General features: G+C 64.0%; 17 protein-coding genes and 1 pseudogene. 16 read left to right on the top strand and 2 right to left on the bottom strand.

Annotated elements, in window-relative coordinates; all coding sequences use genetic code 11:
• Window positions 1-10: 10 nt before the first annotated feature.
• From rsmD to mutM, 7 genes are all read left to right on the top strand, one after another.
• Window positions 11-598, top strand: a complete 588-nt coding sequence (rsmD, locus tag ABD172_RS00090; protein ID WP_344305852.1) for a 16S rRNA (guanine(966)-N(2))-methyltransferase RsmD — start codon at window positions 11-13, stop codon at window positions 596-598.
• Window positions 599-653: 55 nt separating this feature from the next.
• Entirely contained in the window at window positions 654-1,166 is a 513-nt protein-coding gene (gene coaD, locus ABD172_RS00085) for a pantetheine-phosphate adenylyltransferase (RefSeq protein WP_344305851.1), read from the top strand.
• Window positions 1,163-2,386, top strand: coding sequence for an MFS transporter (locus tag ABD172_RS00080; RefSeq protein ID WP_344305850.1), 1,224 nt, complete (start codon window positions 1,163-1,165; stop codon window positions 2,384-2,386). The genes coaD and ABD172_RS00080 overlap by 4 nt, the downstream gene beginning before the upstream one ends.
• Window positions 2,387-2,457: 71 nt before the next feature.
• Window positions 2,458-2,970: a YceD family protein gene (locus ABD172_RS00075; protein ID WP_344305849.1), complete on the top strand. Its 513-nt coding sequence runs from the start codon at window positions 2,458-2,460 to the stop codon at window positions 2,968-2,970.
• Between the two features lie 14 nt (window positions 2,971-2,984).
• Window positions 2,985-3,188, top strand: coding sequence for a 50S ribosomal protein L32 (gene rpmF / locus ABD172_RS00070; RefSeq protein WP_344305848.1), 204 nt, complete (start codon window positions 2,985-2,987; stop codon window positions 3,186-3,188).
• A gap of 18 nt (window positions 3,189-3,206) precedes the next feature.
• On the top strand, window positions 3,207-3,914 hold the full coding sequence (gene rnc, locus ABD172_RS00065) for a ribonuclease III (protein ID WP_344305847.1): 708 nt from the start codon (window positions 3,207-3,209) through the stop codon (window positions 3,912-3,914).
• Between the two features lie 45 nt (window positions 3,915-3,959).
• A complete protein-coding gene (gene mutM, locus ABD172_RS00060; protein WP_344305846.1) occupies window positions 3,960-4,868 on the top strand; it encodes a bifunctional DNA-formamidopyrimidine glycosylase/DNA-(apurinic or apyrimidinic site) lyase in 909 nt (302 codons plus the stop codon).
• A 33-nt stretch (window positions 4,869-4,901) separates the two neighbouring features.
• Here the strand turns inward: mutM and ABD172_RS00055 are convergent, their stop codons facing one another.
• The gene (locus tag ABD172_RS00055) at window positions 4,902-5,366 is read right to left on the bottom strand and encodes a hypothetical protein (protein WP_344305845.1); all 465 of its coding nucleotides are present in this window, start codon (window positions 5,364-5,366) and stop codon (window positions 4,902-4,904) included.
• Window positions 5,367-5,583: 217 nt separating this feature from the next.
• Here ABD172_RS00055 and ABD172_RS00050 point away from each other — a divergent pair, with 217 nt between their 5' ends.
• From ABD172_RS00050 to ABD172_RS00010, 9 genes are all read left to right on the top strand, one after another.
• Window positions 5,584-7,590, top strand: coding sequence for a type I restriction-modification system subunit M (locus ABD172_RS00050; protein WP_344305844.1), 2,007 nt, complete (start codon window positions 5,584-5,586; stop codon window positions 7,588-7,590).
• On the top strand, window positions 7,587-8,951 hold the full coding sequence (locus ABD172_RS00045) for a restriction endonuclease subunit S (RefSeq protein ID WP_344305843.1): 1,365 nt from the start codon (window positions 7,587-7,589) through the stop codon (window positions 8,949-8,951). Before ABD172_RS00050 ends, ABD172_RS00045 begins: the two co-directional genes overlap by 4 nt.
• A gap of 3 nt (window positions 8,952-8,954) precedes the next feature.
• On the top strand, window positions 8,955-12,176 hold the full coding sequence (locus ABD172_RS00040; RefSeq protein WP_344305841.1) for a type I restriction endonuclease subunit R: 3,222 nt from the start codon (window positions 8,955-8,957) through the stop codon (window positions 12,174-12,176).
• A 5-nt stretch (window positions 12,177-12,181) separates the two neighbouring features.
• A complete protein-coding gene (locus tag ABD172_RS00035; RefSeq protein ID WP_344305840.1) occupies window positions 12,182-14,701 on the top strand; it encodes an HsdM family class I SAM-dependent methyltransferase in 2,520 nt (839 codons plus the stop codon).
• A 114-nt stretch (window positions 14,702-14,815) separates the two neighbouring features.
• On the top strand, window positions 14,816-15,418 hold the full coding sequence (locus tag ABD172_RS00030; protein WP_344305839.1) for an SLATT domain-containing protein: 603 nt from the start codon (window positions 14,816-14,818) through the stop codon (window positions 15,416-15,418).
• Window positions 15,415-16,719, top strand: coding sequence for a nucleotide-binding domain-containing protein (locus ABD172_RS00025; RefSeq protein WP_344305838.1), 1,305 nt, complete (start codon window positions 15,415-15,417; stop codon window positions 16,717-16,719). The genes ABD172_RS00030 and ABD172_RS00025 overlap by 4 nt, the downstream gene beginning before the upstream one ends.
• The gene (locus ABD172_RS00020) at window positions 16,664-16,981 is read left to right on the top strand and encodes a zinc finger domain-containing protein (RefSeq protein ID WP_344305837.1); all 318 of its coding nucleotides are present in this window, start codon (window positions 16,664-16,666) and stop codon (window positions 16,979-16,981) included. Before ABD172_RS00025 ends, ABD172_RS00020 begins: the two co-directional genes overlap by 56 nt.
• A gap of 36 nt (window positions 16,982-17,017) precedes the next feature.
• On the top strand, window positions 17,018-17,854 hold the full coding sequence (locus ABD172_RS00015) for a hypothetical protein (RefSeq protein WP_344305835.1): 837 nt from the start codon (window positions 17,018-17,020) through the stop codon (window positions 17,852-17,854).
• A gap of 52 nt (window positions 17,855-17,906) precedes the next feature.
• Window positions 17,907-18,344 carry a hypothetical protein gene (locus ABD172_RS00010; protein ID WP_344305834.1) on the top strand — a complete coding sequence of 146 codons (438 nt, stop codon included), beginning with the start codon at window positions 17,907-17,909 and terminating at the stop codon, window positions 18,342-18,344.
• A 52-nt stretch (window positions 18,345-18,396) separates the two neighbouring features.
• Here the strand turns inward: ABD172_RS00010 and ABD172_RS00005 are convergent.
• Window positions 18,397-18,685 (bottom strand): annotated as a pseudogene (locus tag ABD172_RS00005) (hypothetical protein); the annotation flags it as partial.

Here is an 18,685-nt window from a genome sequence, read left to right as displayed (position 1 = left end):
GAGGGCTGCCATGAGAATCGTGTCCGGCACCTTCCGGGGCCACCCGCTGCGGACCCCACCGGGCGACGGCACCCGCCCGACCTCCGACCGGGTCCGCGAATCACTCTTCGCGTCCCTCGAGAGCCTCGACATGCTCACCGGGACCGAGGTCCTCGACCTGTTCGCCGGATCCGGCGCTCTCGGGCTCGAGGCGCTCTCCCGCGGAGCCGCGCGCGCCACCTTCGTCGAGAAGTCCGCGGCGGTGTGCCGGGTCATCGAGAGCAACGTCCGGTCCCTCGGGGTGGCCGGCCGGGCCGTGGTCCGGAACCGCGCGGCGCTGACCGCGGTGCAGGGACTCGGGGACGCCTCGGTCGACCTCGTGTTCGCCGACCCGCCGTACCCGCTGTCGGAGGCGGACGTCACCGCACTGCTCGAGGCGCTCGTGCCGAAACTGCGGGACCAGGACTCGCTCGTGGTCCTCGAACGGTCGGCCCGTTCGCCGCGGCCGGAACTCCCGGCGGGGCTGTCGGTGTTCCGGGAGAAGGTCATGGGGGAGACGACCCTGTGGTGGCTCGAACTCGAGCTCGATCGGGCGACGTCCGGATCCGCGGAGTCGTGAACCGGCGCCTCGGATTCCTGAACCGGCGCCTCGGCCCGGGGATACGATGGCGCACATGAAGGTCGTTCTCCCCGGTTCCTACGATCCCGTGACCGTCGGTCACATCGACGTCGCCGTGCGTGCCGCCGTCCTCTTCGCTGAGGTCGTCATCGCGGTCGTCCACAATCCGAAGAAGACCGGGTTCTTCCCCCTGCCGGAGCGGATCGCGCTCATCGAGGCCGCGCTCGCCGAACACCCCGGTGCGCAAGGGAAGAACATCGTCATCGACGACGTACCCGGCGGACTGCTCGTCGACTACTGCACGCGGATCGGCGCGGTCGCGGTCGCGAAGGGACTGCGCGGGGAGACCGACTACGCGTACGAACTGCCGATGGCGCATATGAACCGCCACCTCACCGGGCTGGAGACCGTGTTCGTCCCCGGTGACCCGGCGCTCGCCCACATCTCCTCGTCCCTCATCCGGGAGGTCCACGCGCTCGGGGGCGACATCGAGGGACTCGTGCCGAGTGCCGTGAAGTCCGCAATGGACGCGGCGCGTGCGGACCGTGAGGAGTCCGCACGCGGATGAGTCCGCGACCCTCCCACTCCTGGTTCCTCGCCCTCGTCGTCTTCACCGTCGTCTGCCAGTCGACCTACAACGCCGTCCGCGTCCTCATCTCCTACCGGGTCATCGAGCTCGGGGGAGGGGCCGGGGTGCTCGGCCTCGTCGCCGCTTCGTACTCCCTTATGCCGTTGCTCCTCGCGATCGCGATCGGGCGCGTGGTCGACCGCGGGTACACGAGTGCCGTCATGTGGGCGGGGACCGCGCTCACGATTCTGCCGATCGCGCTCGCCGCCTGGTCCCCGAACATCGGGCTGCTCCTCCTCGCGAACATGGCGCTCGGCCTCGGGCAGATCCTCACGACCGTCACGGGTCAGGCGCTCATCCCGCAGAACTTCGCGGCCGAGGACCTGGGCCGACGGTTCGGGAATCTCACGATCGGGGTGTCCGTCGGTCAGCTCATCGGCCTCCCGCTCGTCGGGTTCATCGCCGGCTCCGGGTCCGAGGCGTCCCCGCGTACCCAGCTCGCGATGTGGACGATGTGTGCGCTCGCAGTCCTCGCGGTGCCGTTCCTCCTCTGGACGATGCGCCGGCCGCGCACCGGCGTGCACAGGTCCCGGGCCGAGGCACGGGCCACCGCGCAGTCCCCGTGGGCGATCCTCGGGATCCGGGGGATGAAACCGGCGATCTTCGCCTCGATGTCGACGCTCGCCGCGGTCGACATCATGACGGCGTACCTGCCGCTCGTCGGCGAGAACCACGGGATCGCCGTCCAGTACGTCACGCTCCTCATCACGGTGCGCACGATCAGTTCGATCGTGTGCCGTGCGTTCATGGGTGTGCTCGCGGCCCGGTTCGGCAATCTGCCTGTCCTCGCCGCCTCGAGCACGATCGCCGGCGCCTCGGTCGTCCTCGTCCCGGTGCTCACCCTCGCGTTCTCGGGGATGCCGTTGTTCGCCGCCCTCGCGGTGCTCATGGCGATCGGCGGCATCGGGTTCGGGCTCACCCAGCCGCTCACGATGACGTGGGTGTCGACGATCGCGCACCCGGACAACCGCGGTGCGGTGCTCTCGATCCGACTCGCGGGGAACCGCCTGAGCCAGGTCGTGATCCCCTCGCTCGCCTCGGCCGTGGCGGGGTTCACACCCGTCGGGGTGGTCTTCGTCCTCACCGGTGTGATGTTGCTCATTGCAGGGGGTTCGACCGAGCTCCACAGGCGCCGACGAGGTGGAAGTGCGTCCCGTTAACGTCTAAGATGGGTGATCGCGTGTCATCCGCGGGGGTTGACCGGACGAGCGGGATACCGGAGGTGGGAACAGTGGCGAGGAACGATTCCGAGTTGGTTCTCGATATCCGAAAACTCGGTCTGATGGACAAGCCGGGGGAATGGTCGACCCTGACCACCACCGTCGCTGCACCCGAGGACCTGCGTATCGAAGTGATCGGGGTACCTGCCGGTTCTCCGCTGGAACTGGACCTCCGTCTCGAGAGCGTCGTCGAGGGCATCTATGTCTCCGGCAACGTCAAGGCGGTCGCTCAGGGACAGGACGCCCGTACGTCCGAAGACATCGAACTGCCGCTCGACGTGGCAGTCACGGAGCTCTTCGTCTACGAGCTGGATCCCGAGGACGAGGAGTCGTATGTCATGGACAACGGCCGACTTGACCTCGAACCGGCGATTCGAGACGCTGTCGTGATGGCTTTGCCGTTCCGTCCGCTCAAGGACGGGGACGCCGAGGACTTCCGGTACACGCTGGGCGAGGACATCGTCGAAGAAGTACCCGAAGCCGATCCCCGGTGGTCGGCACTCAAAGATTTGTTGGACGAATAGAAAGAGAGCTGGACGTGGCTGTTCCGAAGCGTAAATTGTCGCGCAGCAACACCCGCCACCGTCGTTCGCAGTGGAAGGCCTCGGTTCCGACCCTGGTCAAGACTGTCGAGAACGGTCGCGTTGTGTACTCGCGCCCCCACCAGGCGAAGGTTGTCGAGGATTCCGCCGGCACCCCCCTGTTCCTCGAGTACAAGGGCCGCAAGGTCGCCGACGTCTGATTCCTCAGACCGGAAATCATGAGCAATACGCAGGATCTGCGTAGGCTGAGCGAGCGTCTCGGGGTCGATATCGACCCCGAGACGCTTCGTCTTGCCCTCACACATCGCTCGTACGCGTTCGAACACGGGGGGATCCCGACGAACGAACGCCTCGAGTTCCTCGGTGATGCCGTGCTCCAGCTCGTCACCACCGAGTCCCTCTACTTCGACAACCCGCAGTTGCCGGAGGGTCGGCTCGCCAAGATGCGTGCCGCCGTCGTGAATACGCGCGCCCTCGCCTCGGTGGCCCGCGGCCTCGGGATCGGGGAGTTCGTCCTCCTCGGCAAGGGTGAGGAGCTCACCGGCGGACGCGACAAGGACTCGATCCTCGCGGATACCGTGGAGTCGCTCATCGGTGCGTGCTTCGTCGACCGCGGACGGGAGGACGCGTTCGCGCTCGTCCACCGCCTCGTCGACACGATGCTCGCCGACGCCGTGGAACTCGGTGCCGGCGTCGACTTCAAGACCACGCTCCAGGAGGCCGCCGCGGACCTCGCGCTCGGCACGGTGTCCTACGAGGTCGCCGGTTCCGGACCGGACCACGCGCGGGTGTTCACCGCGACGGTGCGCCTCGGTGACGTCGCATGGAAGGCCGGCACGGGCACCTCGAAGAAGGCCGCCGAGGCAGCAGCGGCGGAGGCGACCGTGCGGGCGCTCCGTGCGGCGCACCCGGACCTCGGGCGCTGAACGCGCCGGACTTCGGAACTCCCAGGAATCCAGGACAGGCCCGCCGTGCCCGAACTCCCCGAGGTCGAGAGCGTCCGCGTCGGCCTGCAGCAGTGGTTGCTGCAGGAGCCGACGCGCATCGCCTCCGTCCGTGTCCTCGATCCGCGCATCCTCGGGACGACCTCGCAGCGGACCGTGCCCAGCGGGGCCGCCGAGTTCTTCTCGTCGCGGCTCGTCGGTGCCGAACCGCTCTCGGTCGAACGTCGCGGCAAGTTCATGTGGTTGCCGGTGCGCCTGGCCGACGGGGACGTGACGAGTGCGCTGTCGGTGCACCTCGGGATGAGCGGTCAGTTCCGTGTCCATACCGGCTCGGATGCGCTGCATCCGCACACTCGCGCCGTGTTCGACGTCGAACGGGCGTCCGGTGAGCCCTTCGAGCTCCGGTTCGTCGATCAACGGATCTTCGGGCACCTCGGTGTCGATGCGCTCGTGCCCTCGTACGGATACGCGGTTCCCTCGGGTGCCGCGCACATCGCACTCGATCCCCTTGATCCCGCGTTCGACGGGGAAGCTGTCGCCCGGGCCCTCGGCCGGAAACGGACGGGGATGAAGGCGGCACTGCTCGACCAGACGCTCGTGAGCGGGATCGGGAATATCTACGCGGACGAGGCGCTCCACGCCGCCGGAGTCCATCCGCTCGCGCCGACCGAGACGACCCGGATCTCCCGGGTGCGGCGCGTGCTCGAAGCGGCCCGCGAGGTCATGGAGCTCTCGTTGTCCCAGGGCGGCACGAGCTTCGATGCGCTCTATGTGAACGTCAACGGGGAGTCCGGCTACTTCGCACGCTCGCTGCAGGTGTACGGGCGGACCGGGAGGCCGTGCCGCACGTGCGGGACCCCGATCGAACGGCTCACCGTCGCGGGGCGTTCCTCGCACGTGTGCCCGCAGTGTCAGAAGCCGCCGCGGCGGCGGTGACCAACTGCCGAAGCATCTTGCGATAGAACTCTGCTAGTGCTTGTCGTCGTCAAGGCCGAGATCATTCTGAATGAGTTCAATGAGGTCGTCTTGAGACTGCTGGAGCTCACGAACCGTGGCTTCATCCAAACTCATCGCCGACGGGAGCAAACGAAGCTGCTTCTCCGTCTCACTGCGGATCGACTTTGTTGCCACGAGCTGTAACGCGAGCTGAGCTTGAACGATTCTGTCCGGGACGTGCTCTACATCGAGTCCTGCTGCTTGAGGATCGATTCCTTGTTCTTGATACTCGTAGATTCTTTTCAAAAGCGAGTCGATCAAACCTGTGTAGTCGGTGTATTTCAAAACCTTGAGATCGAACGACCGGTTGAGTTTTTGTTGGATGCGGTCGTGCCTGCGCATCACGTAGCTCGTGAGCAGGCCCGCGCCTGACGCTAGCGCTCCTCCGATTATCGTTCCCGTGAGCGGTTGGGACGCGATCTCACTGAGTATCTCCATGGCTCAATTATCCCTTCGGCCCACGAACCTTCACCGCGTCGTCAACACGTGTGTGTAGGACAGACTCGACTGGAACTGTCTCGACGCGCGACGCCAAACACAACGATTCGACCTCAACTGGACCTTCGCACACGCAGCATGCCCAGTGCCTCGGAAACGATCTATACGATGTGGTCAAACCGTCACGGTTCCTCATCTACCAGGAGATCTACCTGTCGTGTCAGTCCTGTCGAGCTTTGTGTGGAGTGTCGCCGACACTCTCCGCGGTCCCTACTCCGAAGCCGAGTACGGCTCCGTCATCCTCCCCTTCACCGTGCTTCGCCGCCTCGAGTGCGTCATGGAGCCGCACCGTGAGGTCATGGCGGAGATCGTGACGCAGTACAGCGGGGAGCAGCAGCGGCGCACGCACCTGAAGATCCGGACGCGCACCGAGGACAACGCTGGGCTCTCCTTCTGGACCACGAGCGACTACACGCTCGAGAAGGCGCTGCAGGACCCCGACAATCTCGCCGAGAACCTCATCGACTACGTGAGCGGGTTCTCCGCGAACCTCGACGTCTTCAAGTCCTTCGGCTTCGAGAGCGTCATCAAGGTGCTCGAAGAGCGCAATCGGCTGGCACAGGTCGTCCAGCACTTCGAGAAGATCGATCTTTCACCCGAGGCAGTCTCCAACGCCGACATGGGTGACCTCTTCGAGAACCTCATCTACCGCTTCGCCGAGTCGGCCAACGATGGTGCCGGCCAGTTCTACACGCCTCGCGACGTCGTCCGGCTCCTCGTCGACCTCGTGTACGCCGAGGACACCGACGCGCTGCGCGACCGCGGCACGGTCCGGTCGATCTACGACCCGACGGTCGGTACCGGCGGCATGCTCACCGTCGCCGACGAGCACCTGCACAGTCTCAACCCCGACGCGTCGATTGCGCTGTTCGGTCAGGAGATCAACTCCCGCACCTACGCGATCTGCAAGGCGGACCTGCTCATCAAGGGTCAGGACCCGAGCAACGTGCGGCAGGGCGACACTCTCGTCGAGGATCGATTCGAGGACCGTCGTTTCGACTACGTGCTCTCCAACCCGCCCTTCGGAACCGACTGGAAAGCCGTCGAGGCCGAGGTGAAGAACGAGCACGCCCGTGGTGGTCAGGGACGGTTCGCCCCGGGCCTGCCTGCAGTCGGTGATGCCGCGATGCTGTTCCTGTTGCACGTGGCCGCGAAGATGCGCGACGTCGACGAGACCGGGCGCGGGGGTCGTGCCGGCATCGTGCTCAACGGATCCCCACTGTTCAACGGTGGTGCCGGTTCCGGTCCCTCGGAGATCCGTGGCCACATGCTCGAGAACGACCTCGTTGAGGCGATCGTCGCGCTGCCGAACGACATGTTCTACAACACCGGCATCGCCACGTACCTCTGGATCCTCACGAACTCGAAATCCGAGGAACGCCGAGGCACCGTACAACTCATCGACGCCACCGCGCTGGGCACGAAGATGCGCAAGTCGATCGGCTCCAAGCGCATGGAGATCTCTGATCAGAACCGCGAGGACATCGTGCGCGCCTTCGCCGGTACGCAAGACGAGGAAGCCTCCGTGCAGGTGCCCGTCAAGACCTTCTCGAACCGCGACTTCGCCTACTGGACGGTGGCCGTCGAGCGCCCGCTGCAGCTTCGATTCCAGTGCACTCCTGAGGCGATCGCTGCCGTCTCCGAGCAGAAATCCCTTGCGAACGTCGACGGGCTCGCCGAGGCGCTCGAGTCCTTCGGCGACGAGATCTACCTCAACCGCGAGACGTTCAACAAGGACCTCGGCAGCCACCTCAAAAGTTGTGGTGTCGATCTCTCCGCCGCCCAGCGCAAGAAGCTCTGGCAGACTATCGGCGTCCACGACGAGACCGCAGACTACTGCCGAGCGACATCCGGTAAGAACAAGGGCGAGATCGAGCCCGATCCTGCGCTGCGGGACACCGAGAACGTGCCGTTCGGGTGGGGTGGTTACCCGAAGACGCACGAAGCGCTCCGCGAGACCGTCGAGGCATACTTCGACGCCGAGGTGAAACCCCACGTCCACGACGCCTGGATCGATTGGGAGAAAACGAAGACGGGGTACGAGATCCCGTTCACCCGCCAGTTCTACACGTACGAGCCGCCGCGGCCGCTCGACGAGATCGACGCTGACCTCGAGCGAGTGGTGGGCGAGATCATGACGCTGCTGCGCGAGGTGGAGGCGTGACCGGCGTCCGCGAGTTCGTCGAGACGGGTCTCGAGTGGCTTGATCGGGTGCCGGTGGACTGGACCGTCGCCGCCCTCGGTCGGGAGTGCTGGGTACGAGCGCGCCTTGGTTGGAAGGGTCTCAAGGCGGAGGAGTACGTCGACGAAGGCGGATTCCCGATGCTCTCGACCCCCGATATCAAGGGCCATGACATTGACTTCCAATCTGCCGCACGAATCTCCGAGGCTCGCTTCGACGAGTCGCCTGAGATCGCACTCCAGGTCGGCGACGTATTACTAACCAAGGATGGCTCCACGATCGGCACGGCGAATATCGTGCGTGACCTGCCGGAGCCGACGACGCTCAACGGATCCATCGCGCTCCTCACTCCGTCTAGGAACCTCGACGGCAGGTACCTGTACTACGTCATCGTCTCGAGATACGCACAGGCGATCTTCGACCGGCTGCGTGGCGGTGCTGGCGTACCTCACCTATTCCAGCGGGACATCAATCGCATTCGGATCCCGCTTCCGCCGCTCGACGAGCAGCGTGCCATCGCCGACTACCTGGACAACGAGACGGCCCGGATCGACGCGCTCGTGGCGAAGCAGGAGGAGTTTATTTCACTGCTGCACGAGCGTCGAGGTGCTGTCCGCGACACGCTGTTGACCGGTGGCCTCGTGCAAGGTCGGGGCACGGAATCAACTGGAAATGCCTGGCTCCCTGAGCTTCCGCGTGGCTGGCGCGCCGTTCCCACACGACGCTTGCTTGATTCTGGACCGTCCAATGGCGTCTCGCCCGAGGCCGACCGCGTCGGTGATTTGCGCTCGTTGTCGATCGGCGCGGTTCGCAACGGTCGGGTGGGACTCGCCGACGAAGTCACGAAGTACGTCGATTCTGCCGCTGTCAGGGACATTTCGCGTCTCCGTCTTGAACCGGGTGACGTACTTATTGTTCGCGGCAATGGCAACATCAGTTTGGTCGGTCGAGCTGGGCTTGTTGGAAACGAATTCAGTCGGGAGGAGTTCATTTACCCTGACCTCCTGATCAGAATCCGGACAACACCTGACATGCTTCCCGAGTTTTTTGTTGCTGCGTTCGACGCGCCTACGAGTCGGGCACAGATCGAGCTGTCGGCGCGGACGACAGTGGGTACCTTCAAGATTTCGGCCGGTGATGTCAGATCCATCGTTCTGCCGTGTCCGCCTCTTGTTGAACAGCGCACAATCGTTGAAAACATCGACGAACAGACCTCCCGCATCGATGCCCTCATCGCGAAGGCCGAAGAGCACATCGGCCTTGCCAAGGAGCGTCGTTCGGCACTCATCACGGCGGCGGTGACGGGGCAGATCGACGTACGCACCGCACGAAAGGCGAGCTGAACCATGGCAGCACCGGACGGTACACGCGAGGCCGCGTTCGAGACCGAGATCGCCGAGTACCTCGCATCCCACGGCTGGGAGTACAGCGAGACTGACACCGGCTACGACGCCGAGCGGGCGATCTGGCCCGAGGACGTGCACTGGTGGCTGCAGGAGACTCAGGCCGACGAGTACGCGAAGGTCGTGCGCGTCGGCACCGGTGCGGAAGCCGCGGACCGTGAGGCGCTGCTGAACTCCCTCGTTTCCCGACTGGATACGCCCATGAGTTCGGGCGGCGGCACGCTCAACGTCCTGCGCCGGAAGTTCTCCCACACCCGCGGCGCAACGGCGCATCTGCGGATGTGTCAGTTCAAGCCGGCCACCACGCTCAACAAGGCCGTCACGGAGAACTACCGCAAGGTGCGGCTGCGTGTGGTCCGTCAGGTCCACTTCTCACCCAAGCGCGGTGACTCCCGGTCGATCGACCTCGTCTTCTTCGTCAACGGTCTTCCGGTCGCGACCTGCGAGCTCAAATCGTTCTTCAAGCAGGAGTGGCGCTCGGCCGTCACCCAGTATCGGAAGGACCGTGATCCGGCCGGGCAGCCGCTGCTGGGCTTCGGCACCCGTGCGCTCGTGCACTTCGCAGTCGATGACGACCAGGTGCACATGACCACGAAGCTCGCGGGGGAGAAGACGTACTTCCTTCCGTTCAACCGCGGTCATGAGGACACCGGCGCAGCCGGCAACCCGGCGAATCCGGACGGTGCAGCGACGTCCTACCTGTGGGAGGAGGTCCTCCAGCGCGAGAACTTGTTGGCGGTGCTCGGCTCCCAGATGTTCCTCAAGACCGAGGTCGACGAAGACCCGGCGACGGGGAAGATCAAGCGATCCACCGCGCTCATGTTCCCGCGTTATCACCAGTGGCGTGCGGTGAAGAAGCTCGTGGAGACGATCACCGAGGAGGGCCCCGGGCACCGATATCTGATCGAGCACTCCGCTGGCTCGGGCAAGACGAACACGATCGCGTGGACCGCGCACCGCCTCGCCCGCCTCCACGACACCTCGAACGAGAAGGTCTTCGACAAGGTCCTCATCGTCTCGGACCGTCGTGTCCTCGACGCTCAGTTGCAACAGGCAGTCGAACAGGTCGATGACACCGTCGGCACCGTCGCCGTCATCGACTCCACCGCGGTGCGCCGTTCCGGTGGCTCGAAATCCCGGGCGCTGCTGGACGCCCTTACCGGGTCGGCGCTCATCGTCGTCGTCACCATCCAGACCTTCCCCTATGTGAAGGATCTCCTCGACACGACGCTCGGTCACAAGAACTTCGCGGTGATCGTCGACGAGGCCCACACCTCCCAGTCGGGTAAGACCGCCGGCGATCTCAAGAAGGTCCTCACCGACGGCGGTCAGTTCACCGATGAGGAGGAACTCGACAGCCAGGACGTCATCAACCAGACCATCGAAGCCGACCTCGCCCGCGAGCAGCAGATCGCCGCCGAGACCGCGGCGCGTGCGGGTGCTCGGAACGTCTCGCTCCTGGCATTCACCGCAACGCCGAAGGCGAAGACGAAGCAGCTCTTCGGCCGGGAGAACGACGAGGGGAAACCCGTTTCGTTCGACGTGTACCCGATGCGCCAGGCTATCGAGGAGGGGTTCATCCTCGACGTGCTGCGCGGTTACCAGACCTACAAGACCGCGTTCGAGATCGAGCGACGCGGTGAGAAGGGGCTTGTCACCGAGCTCTCCCACGGTGAGGAGGGGGATCGGCTCGTCGATCCGAAGGCCGCCACGCGGAAGATCATGCGGTTCGCGAAGCTGCATCCGACGAACGTCGGTCAGAAGGTCGAGATCATCGTCGAGCATTTCCGTGCCAACGTCGCGCACCTGCTCGACGGGCATGCCAAGGCCATGGTCGTCACGGATTCTCGTCAGGCTGCGGTGCGGTACAAGATCGAGACCGACCGGTACCTCGCCGAGAAGGGGTATGGGTACCAGTCGATCGTCGCGTTCTCCGGGAAGATCAGCGATGATGACTACGGCCTCGAGGACGCAACCGAGGCGACGATGAACCCCGGACTCGGTTCCGACCTCGCCAAGGAGTTCCGTCGCCCGAACTACCGGCTCATGCTCGTCGCTGACAAGTTCCAGACAGGTTTTGACCAGCCTCTGCTGTGTGCGATGTACGTGGACAAGAAGCTCCCCGACGTGCATGCCGTCCAGACCCTGTCCCGGCTCAACCGCACGTACCGAGCGCCCACCGGTGAGGTCAAGGACCGCACCTTCGTCCTCGACTTCGTCAACGACCCCGAGGAGATCCAGGAAGCCTTCCTCACGTACTACCTCGAGGCGCACGTCGAGACGGGAACGGATCCGAACCTCGTCCACAGGCTCGCGACGAAGCTTGCGCAGGCGCGCATCTACACGCCTGCCGACGTCGAGCGCTACGCCGAGGCGTGGTGGGTCCCGAAGCAGTCGCATGTCCGGCTGGCCGCTGCGGTGACGCCGGCCCGCGACGAGTTCGTGAACCGGTGGACCGCCGCGCACGCGCAGCAGGACTCGCAGGCGCTTGATGAGCTGCGGACCTTCCAGAAGGACTGCGGTTCGTATGTGAGGCTGTACGACTTCATGTCCCAGGTCGTCGACTACGGCACCAGTGATCTCGAGAAGCTCGCAGAGTTCCTCCGCCAGCTCGTGAGGTTGCTGCCCGGTGAGGAGCAGAGCGTTGACGTCGATGTCTCCGGGCTCGAGCTGCGCCGCGTCCGTCAGATCGACCAGGGCAAGGCGAACATCGGTCTGTCCGGTGATCAGGACACTCCCTCGCTGCCGGGTATCTCCGGTGTTGGATCCCGTGTCTCGAAGCAGGACCCACAGCAGGAGCTGTTGTCCGAGGTCGTCGCGAGGATCAACGCGCTGTTCGGGGCAGAATTCCATGAGTCGCAGGTCGAAGGATTCGTCATCGCTGCGGCAGGCATGACCGAGCAGGACCCCCGAATTGCACAGCAAATCGACAACAACGCCTTCGACCAGTTCATCGTGTCACCGGAGTTGCACGAGGTCCTCATCGACGCAGCCGTTCTCAATGAAGGAGTCTTCGGCGAACTGACCAGTGCGCTCACAGGAGAAAGCGAACGCGCCGACGAGTTCATCCGACTCATCGGACAGTATCTCTACCAATCTCGGCGGACACGGATGACGGACGACATGGTTTCAGGCACCGCCGGCTCGTTCGTTCAGGGAGAGTAACTGGGATGGCAAAGACGAGGGCTCCGCATCCGGCGATCAGTGCAGTACTTGAGGATTCAGACGCAAAATCGTGCTCCGACCGCGACTTTGGTTCGGTAGGTCTGCAGCAGTCAACGAGCCTGTCTTTGGCGAGAGCTCTTGCAGTTGGATGCCTCAGCCGCCTCGATTCGAGCCTTACGACAGTCAACGTCTGGGATCCCGCGGCTGGAACGGGCTTTGCCGGACATCTCTTGACCGCCGCACTGCAGTCGTCGGGAGTGCAGGTCCGATTCCGTGGCCAGGAAATCAACGAAGCCGCCGTGGCTGTGGCTCGCCGCCGGTTCGAGGCGGTTTACGATGCCGAAATCGCCTGCGCGGACACGCTCTCTCACGACGCCTTCAGTGACTTCAGCGCCGACTTGGTGATCGTCGATGCGCCTTGGGGGATGGACTGGCGGTCTTCGGCTTCTGCAGTCGAAGCACGGCAGTCGAACGGTGAGTTCGAGTTCGGTCTCCCGCAGCGCTCGGACAGCACCTGGCTGTTCATCTCCTTGGCGCTGACGAAACTACGTCCGGCGGAGAAAGGAGGGGGACGCGTCGCGGCTTTGTTGAACCCGGGCGCGTTGAGCTCTGGCGGAGCTTCAGGTGCTGTGAGAGAGAGGATTGTCAACGCCGGGTTGCTGGAGTCGGTGACCCGCCTCCCCGACGGTCTCGCGCCGAACACTCAGATCCCCTTGTACCTTCTGACCTTCTCCAACAGAGCCGAGGACGTCGGCAAGGAGAAGGCGATGATCGCGGACCTGCAAACGATGTTCACTACAGAACGCCGCCGTAGGTTGATACCGCTCGAGGCGTTCCACGAGCTTGAGTCCGGGTTGAGAACGAAGAAGTCAGGCCCGCGCAATCGCTTCATCAGTACCCGGCAGTTCACGCGCAGAGAAGCAAGACTGACGCGCACTACGATCAGCGGCGATCAGCTGACCTGGCGGGTCACCACATACAACGATGTAGCGATCGACGGCCAGTTCCTGCAGGCGCGCTACGGCCGGGACGCCGGCGTCTCGTTGGACGGTGAGGCTCGGGAGTCTACCGACCTTGATCCCAGTCCGATCTTCGGCGACGACGCGAGCGAGCTGCTCCGAGACATGACTGCGAACGGCTGGCCTCCGCGCCGTCTGAGCAGTCTTCTCGTTCGTGAGCCCGAGGTGGTCACAGATGCGCCGACTCGGTGCCCCGACCGCCAGCTTTTCGTTCCGGTGACCGGGGCCGACCACGCATCTACACATCTCTCGGAGGTGAACACCGACGGACGCATCGTGTCGGTTCAGCTCGATGACTCTGTCCACTTACCCTTCCTTGCCGCGTGGCTCAACTCAGAGCAGGGCCTCTCCAGTCGGCACGTCGCCATCAACAACAGCAGTCATGGGCTCCATTTCAAGGCGCTGCGCTCGGACGCCAGCTCGCTGTTGAGATGGGCTGACGAGCTCCTGGTACCGATGCCGGACCGAAGCATCCAGCTCGCCCTCGCTTCGGCTGATGAGAGCCTCGGGTCGTTTCAAGCGGAGCTGAGTACTCAGCGCGCTAACATTTGGTCGGCTCCGGACACCGCCGATGACGTCGTGAGCAAGATTGCGGCAGCGTTTGACGACTCGTTGACGGCGTGGCTGGACCAACTGCCGTACCCGATCGCCTCGGCGTTGTGGACCGCCGAGTCAGCCCAAACGGCGGTGGATAAACATAGGGCGTATTTCCACGCTTGGGAGGCGATCGTGACCTTCCACGCGACAGTCCTGCTCTCCGCAAGCCGCAGCGATCCAGGCAGCAGCAGTGAAACTGAGGCTGCGATTCGTGAGAGCCTCCACGAGCAGCGCCTAGGTATCGAGAAGGCGTCGTTCGGCACCTGGATGGTGATCGTCGAGAAGACCTCGAAGAACATGCGCAGTGCGCTGGAAAACGGCGACGCCGACGAGGTGGCTCGCGTCCGTCGAGCGTTCGCCGACCTCGGCAGGTCGGGTATCGAGCGGTTGATCTCGAAGGACGTCGTCAAGAAGTTCAACGAGGTAAACAGTAAGCGCAATAGCTGGTCCGGTCACCCGGGATACACCTCGGAGCAGGAGCTGACGACTCAAATCGACTCGCTCGTCTCGGACCTCAGAGAGCTTCGCGGACTCCTGGGAAGCGTGTGGTCGAAGCTGCTGCTTGTTCGTCCGGGCAGCGCCAAGCACCGTCGCGACAGCGTCGTCCAGACGGCAGAGGTCGCCGTTGGTACGCGGACGCCCTTCGCAGCTCGGGAGTTCGCCGTGGGCGAGCACATGTACGAAGACGAGCTCTACCTCGTCCGGGACGGTTCGCAGTCGCCGCTGCGCCTGGGCCACTTCGTTCAGCTGCGCGCCGCCCCGAGCAGCGCCCAGTTCACCACGTACTTCTACAACCGCACCGAGGGGACGAGCGTGAGGATGGTTAGCTACCAGTACGGGCCGGAGAGCGAGCTGCAGGATGACGTGGAAAGTCTCCGGGCGGACTTCGGGGACCTGTCCCTTAACTGACTATGGTCTGCGAATCGACACCGTCGAGCTTGTGTCAGTGGTCGCAGTCATACTCGAAGTCGGCGCATTCGAGATCGGCTGCACGCACAGGATTTCTCCCCTGACAGGAAAGATATGACGGACGAACGAGCAGCGGCACCCGAACGCGATGCCTACCTCTTGGCGCAGGTACGCGAATCGTTCGGGCGTGTTGTCTACACCCACAAGACTCATGAGAAGCAGGCAGACATTTGCTTCGCGAAACACCGCTGGCAGCAAGGTGTGCTCATCGGCCTCACCGGCGTGAGTTCCGGTACCTTTCTCGCGACTGTGGTCGGCCTCCTCGGAGACTCCGGCCTGACGAGCCTCGCGAATTCTTCTATTGCTCTGTTAGTTACCTGGTTCAGTCTGGGTGCGAAGACATTCCGGTTCGCTGATGAGTCCGAATCTCACCGAATTATCGCCTCGCGGCTCTGGGGCATCCGCGAGTCGTACATCTCTCTGATCGCCGATCTCATGTCCGGTGCCGTCTCCGATGACGAAGGGCGTCGGCGACGAGACGTGCTCCAAGAGGCCACTCGCGACTCGTATTCCGGTGCACCCCGGACGAGCTCGAGGGCCTTTGCGCGGGCAAAAAACGGGCTCAAAGACAACGAGGAGATGACGTTCACTTCGCAAGAAATCGATCTGTTCCTACCGACCGAACTCCGACTTGGCGAAGGTGAAGTACAACTGTGAAGACAGCAGAAATCTTCGATGGGTTCCTCGAGAATCTCAAAGTCGGCGCCAAAGCCAGTACGATCTCGTCGCGGCGAAAAGAGATCGCCAAGGCACTCAACAAGGAATTTCGGAGCAACGAAAGCTGCATCGATCACACGCTGATGGTGGGATCTTTCGGTCGGCACACCGCGATCAAGGGCGTGTCAGACTTGGACCTGATCTTCATATTGCCGCCCGGCATCCGGTCGACTTACGAGGGTGATACGGGTCCGCGGCGAATGCTTGAGCGCGTTCGCGACGCCCTGAAGTCGCGTTACACAAACACTGACATTCGTGTCGACCAGTGCGTCGTGAGAGTCCAGTTCACGAGCAATGCCTTCAAGTTCGAGGTTCAGCCTGCCTTCGAGAACGACGACGGTAGTTTTGACTATCCGGACACGAGGGCTGAGCGATGGATGGTCACCAAGCCACGCGAGGAGATCGCTGCGACCAAGGAGTGCAGTGACCGGACTTCGACGAACATGCGCCACCTGGCCCGCATGGCCCGCGCTTGGAAGAACCAGAATGGGGTCAACATAGGCGGGCTGCTCATTGACACCCTTGTGCACGGATTCTTCTCCAAGACTCCGGACTATGACTCGGCGGGTACGAGCTCGTTCGACCTGATGGTTCGGGACTTCTTCGAGTTTCTCAAAGACGAGCCGGACCAGGATTATTACCGGGCACTCGGCAGCAACCAGCGAGTGAACGTGAAGTCGCGGTTTCAGCCGAAGGCTAAGAAGGCGTACAACTGCTGCCTCGAGGCGATCGCCTTCGAGGGCAAGGACTCGGCGAACAAGAAATGGCGCGAAGTTTTCGGCACCTCAGTTCCGCTCAAGACCATCGAATCTGTTCGTTCGTTCGACGATACCGAGCAGTTCATCGAGGACCGATACCCGATCGATATCGCCCACTCCGTGAAAATCGACTGCGAGGTAACGCAAGCTGGATGGCGTCCAACCTCATTGCGGGAGATGCTCCGCGACAAGGTCTTACTCATGCCGAACAAGAACCTCAGGTTCAAGGTGACGTCCTGCACGGTGGCGCATCCTTACGAAGTGAAGTGGAAGGTGCTGAACCGCGGCCCGGAAGCTGAACGCCGAAACAATATCCGGGGGCAGATTATCGACTCGAGCGTGCCAAACGTCCGAAAAGAGCGCACCACGTTCCGTGGGGAGCACGTCGTCGAGTGCTTCGTGGTGAAGGAAGGCGTAGTGGTTGCACGTGACCGGATCGACGTACCGATCTCCAGCACGAGCGGCGTGGCAGGAGGGGTCTAGTAGGCGTGGCCATTTACGACGTTGCGTCAAGACCGCGACCACAAGCGGTCGGGTTTCGGAAGGCCGCCTCGGTGGCATCGGTTTAACCCACCTTGCGATTCGAGGTGGCGAGTCCGGCTACTTCGCACGCGCGCTGCAGGTGTACGGGCGGACCGGACAACCGTGCCGCACGTGCGGGACCCCGATCGAACGGCTCACCGTCGCGGGGCGTTCCTCTCACGTGTGTCCGCAGTGTCAGAAGCGGCCAGGGCGGCGGCTCTAGAACGGCCGCCACGGCGGCATCGTTATGCTGGCACTCGTGCGACATCAGCAGATTCTCGACAAGCTCGCGGCGGGCGCGGTGGCGCCCACAGCGCGGGACGAAGTGCGGATGCTCGCGCAGAAGAGCTTCTTCGCCGCCCGGCATGTGGGGCTGGAGGGCGCCCAGTACGCCGACGTCGTGCCGGCCATGAAAGAGCGTTGGTTCTTCGCGCTGGATGCTGCCCGCCGACCGGACGCGTCCGAGAGTGATCGGATGAATGCCTACAGGGCCGCGATCGCCATCGCCGTCTCCTTGCACGAAGTGGGCTTGATCGACAACGAGCTCACCGAGCTCGCGATCGACGGGATACACGCGTTGAACGACGCCGTATGGCTGGGGGACGACTTCCTGCGCCGAACCGACGACATGATCGCGCTGGTGCGTTCGGCGCCGGCCCCGCTGACCCGGAAACCGACCACGCGGGAGGTCATCACGTTCACTCGCGGTGGGGACCTCCTTGCGATCAGGCTCCGCAGTTGCTGGGTGGTCGCTCACGTCCACCTCGTGGACGGCCCGAATGCCCACCCGCACCTCGAACTGTACGAGCGCACGTTCGCCGAGCTCCCCGACCCGTCCGAGGTGGTCGGGACGCGGGCCTGGGGTCAGACGTCCGAGGGCCGCGAGAGGGCGAATGTCACGCGGCTCATCGTGTCGGGGCTTCGCCACCTGCCGGACCCGGCGGAGCGGATCCACCTCCTCGCGAGCGGAGTCACTGTCGTTCCGGACAGTGCGCACCTGTATGACGAGCGGATCGTCGGCACCCACGTCGACGTGTTCGAGCTGCTCGAGATGGCGAGTTCCGTCAGATCCGGCTCGATCGTGGAGGATGTGTGAGATGAATCGACAGGCACTCCCTCCGAACCGACCTCCCCGCGAGGTACCGCCGATGCGCTATCCGCCGCCCGCTGCATACGCTCCGGTCCACGCCGCTCGCGGGCACGGGGCGAAACCGGTCGGGCCACTGGCGATCGTCACCGCCGTCGTCGTGATGGTGTGGGCGGTCCTCGCGCTGGTCGTGGGAATCGTCGCCCTCGTGTACCTCGGCCTCGGCGTGGTGATGACGTACGAGCTCAGTGGCGTGTTCGGCGACGGGTCGGGAATGAACGTCAATCGCGCGCTTCTGTTCGGTTCGCTCATCAGTCCCGTCATCGGGTTCGTCGTGGCGGCGTGCGTTCTCGCGATGGGTGTCACCGCCATGGTGAAGCAGCGACCGAACAGCGCCGTGGTCATGGTCCTCGGCATCATTTCGCTCGGTCTGTTCTGCGCGGCAAGTGCCGTGCAGTATCCGCTCCTAGACATCGTGCCAGACGTGCTCCGGCTCTGAGTCCCCAGGTGAAGCGGCGCGTGTCTCGCACGCAAGATCCCTCCCGCTTCGCTCAGGTCTCGAGCCGCTTGCGTGCGAGTTCGCTCGCCCGGGCGAGGACATCGAGCTGCGCCGCGTTGTAGACCGAGACGAGGGTCTCGGCGAAGGCGTGCCCGTCGACGTCCGGGCTCGTCGACAGACGCGTGCTCGGCTCCCGCAGCCAGGGGAAGTCGACGAGGTGCTGCGCGAGTTGGGGCGCGATTCCCTCGGCGATGCGCTGTCCGGTCGGCTCGTCGGCCTCGGGATCGAGCCGGTCGAAGTCCGCGTCGGCCTGCGGGTTCGCGAGAGGGGACTCGACCATG

It is taken from the genome of Brevibacterium samyangense (assembly GCF_039529845.1).
GTDB classification, from domain to species: Bacteria; Actinomycetota; Actinomycetes; order Actinomycetales; family Brevibacteriaceae; genus Brevibacterium; species Brevibacterium samyangense.
This window is presented reverse-complemented; position numbering and strand designations above follow the sequence as displayed.

Bases quoted from the DNA above. Each gene is read 5' to 3' on its own strand.
- ABD172_RS00080 (WP_344305850.1), top strand. From the start codon at position 1,163: ATGAGTCCGCGACCCTCCCACTCCTGGTTCCTCGCCCTCGTCGTCTTC.
- ABD172_RS00055 (WP_344305845.1), bottom strand. From the start codon at position 5,366: ATGGAGATACTCAGTGAGATCGCGTCCCAACCGCTCACGGGAACGATA.
- ABD172_RS00010 (WP_344305834.1), top strand. From the start codon at position 17,907: ATGCGCTATCCGCCGCCCGCTGCATACGCTCCGGTCCACGCCGCTCGC.
- ABD172_RS00040 (WP_344305841.1), top strand. From the start codon at position 8,955: ATGGCAGCACCGGACGGTACACGCGAGGCCGCGTTCGAGACCGAGATC.
- coaD (WP_344305851.1), top strand. From the start codon at position 654: ATGAAGGTCGTTCTCCCCGGTTCCTACGATCCCGTGACCGTCGGTCAC.
- rnc (WP_344305847.1), top strand. From the start codon at position 3,207: ATGAGCAATACGCAGGATCTGCGTAGGCTGAGCGAGCGTCTCGGGGTC.
- ABD172_RS00035 (WP_344305840.1), top strand. From the start codon at position 12,182: ATGGCAAAGACGAGGGCTCCGCATCCGGCGATCAGTGCAGTACTTGAG.
- ABD172_RS00030 (WP_344305839.1), top strand. From the start codon at position 14,816: ATGACGGACGAACGAGCAGCGGCACCCGAACGCGATGCCTACCTCTTG.
- rsmD (WP_344305852.1), top strand. From the start codon at position 11: ATGAGAATCGTGTCCGGCACCTTCCGGGGCCACCCGCTGCGGACCCCA.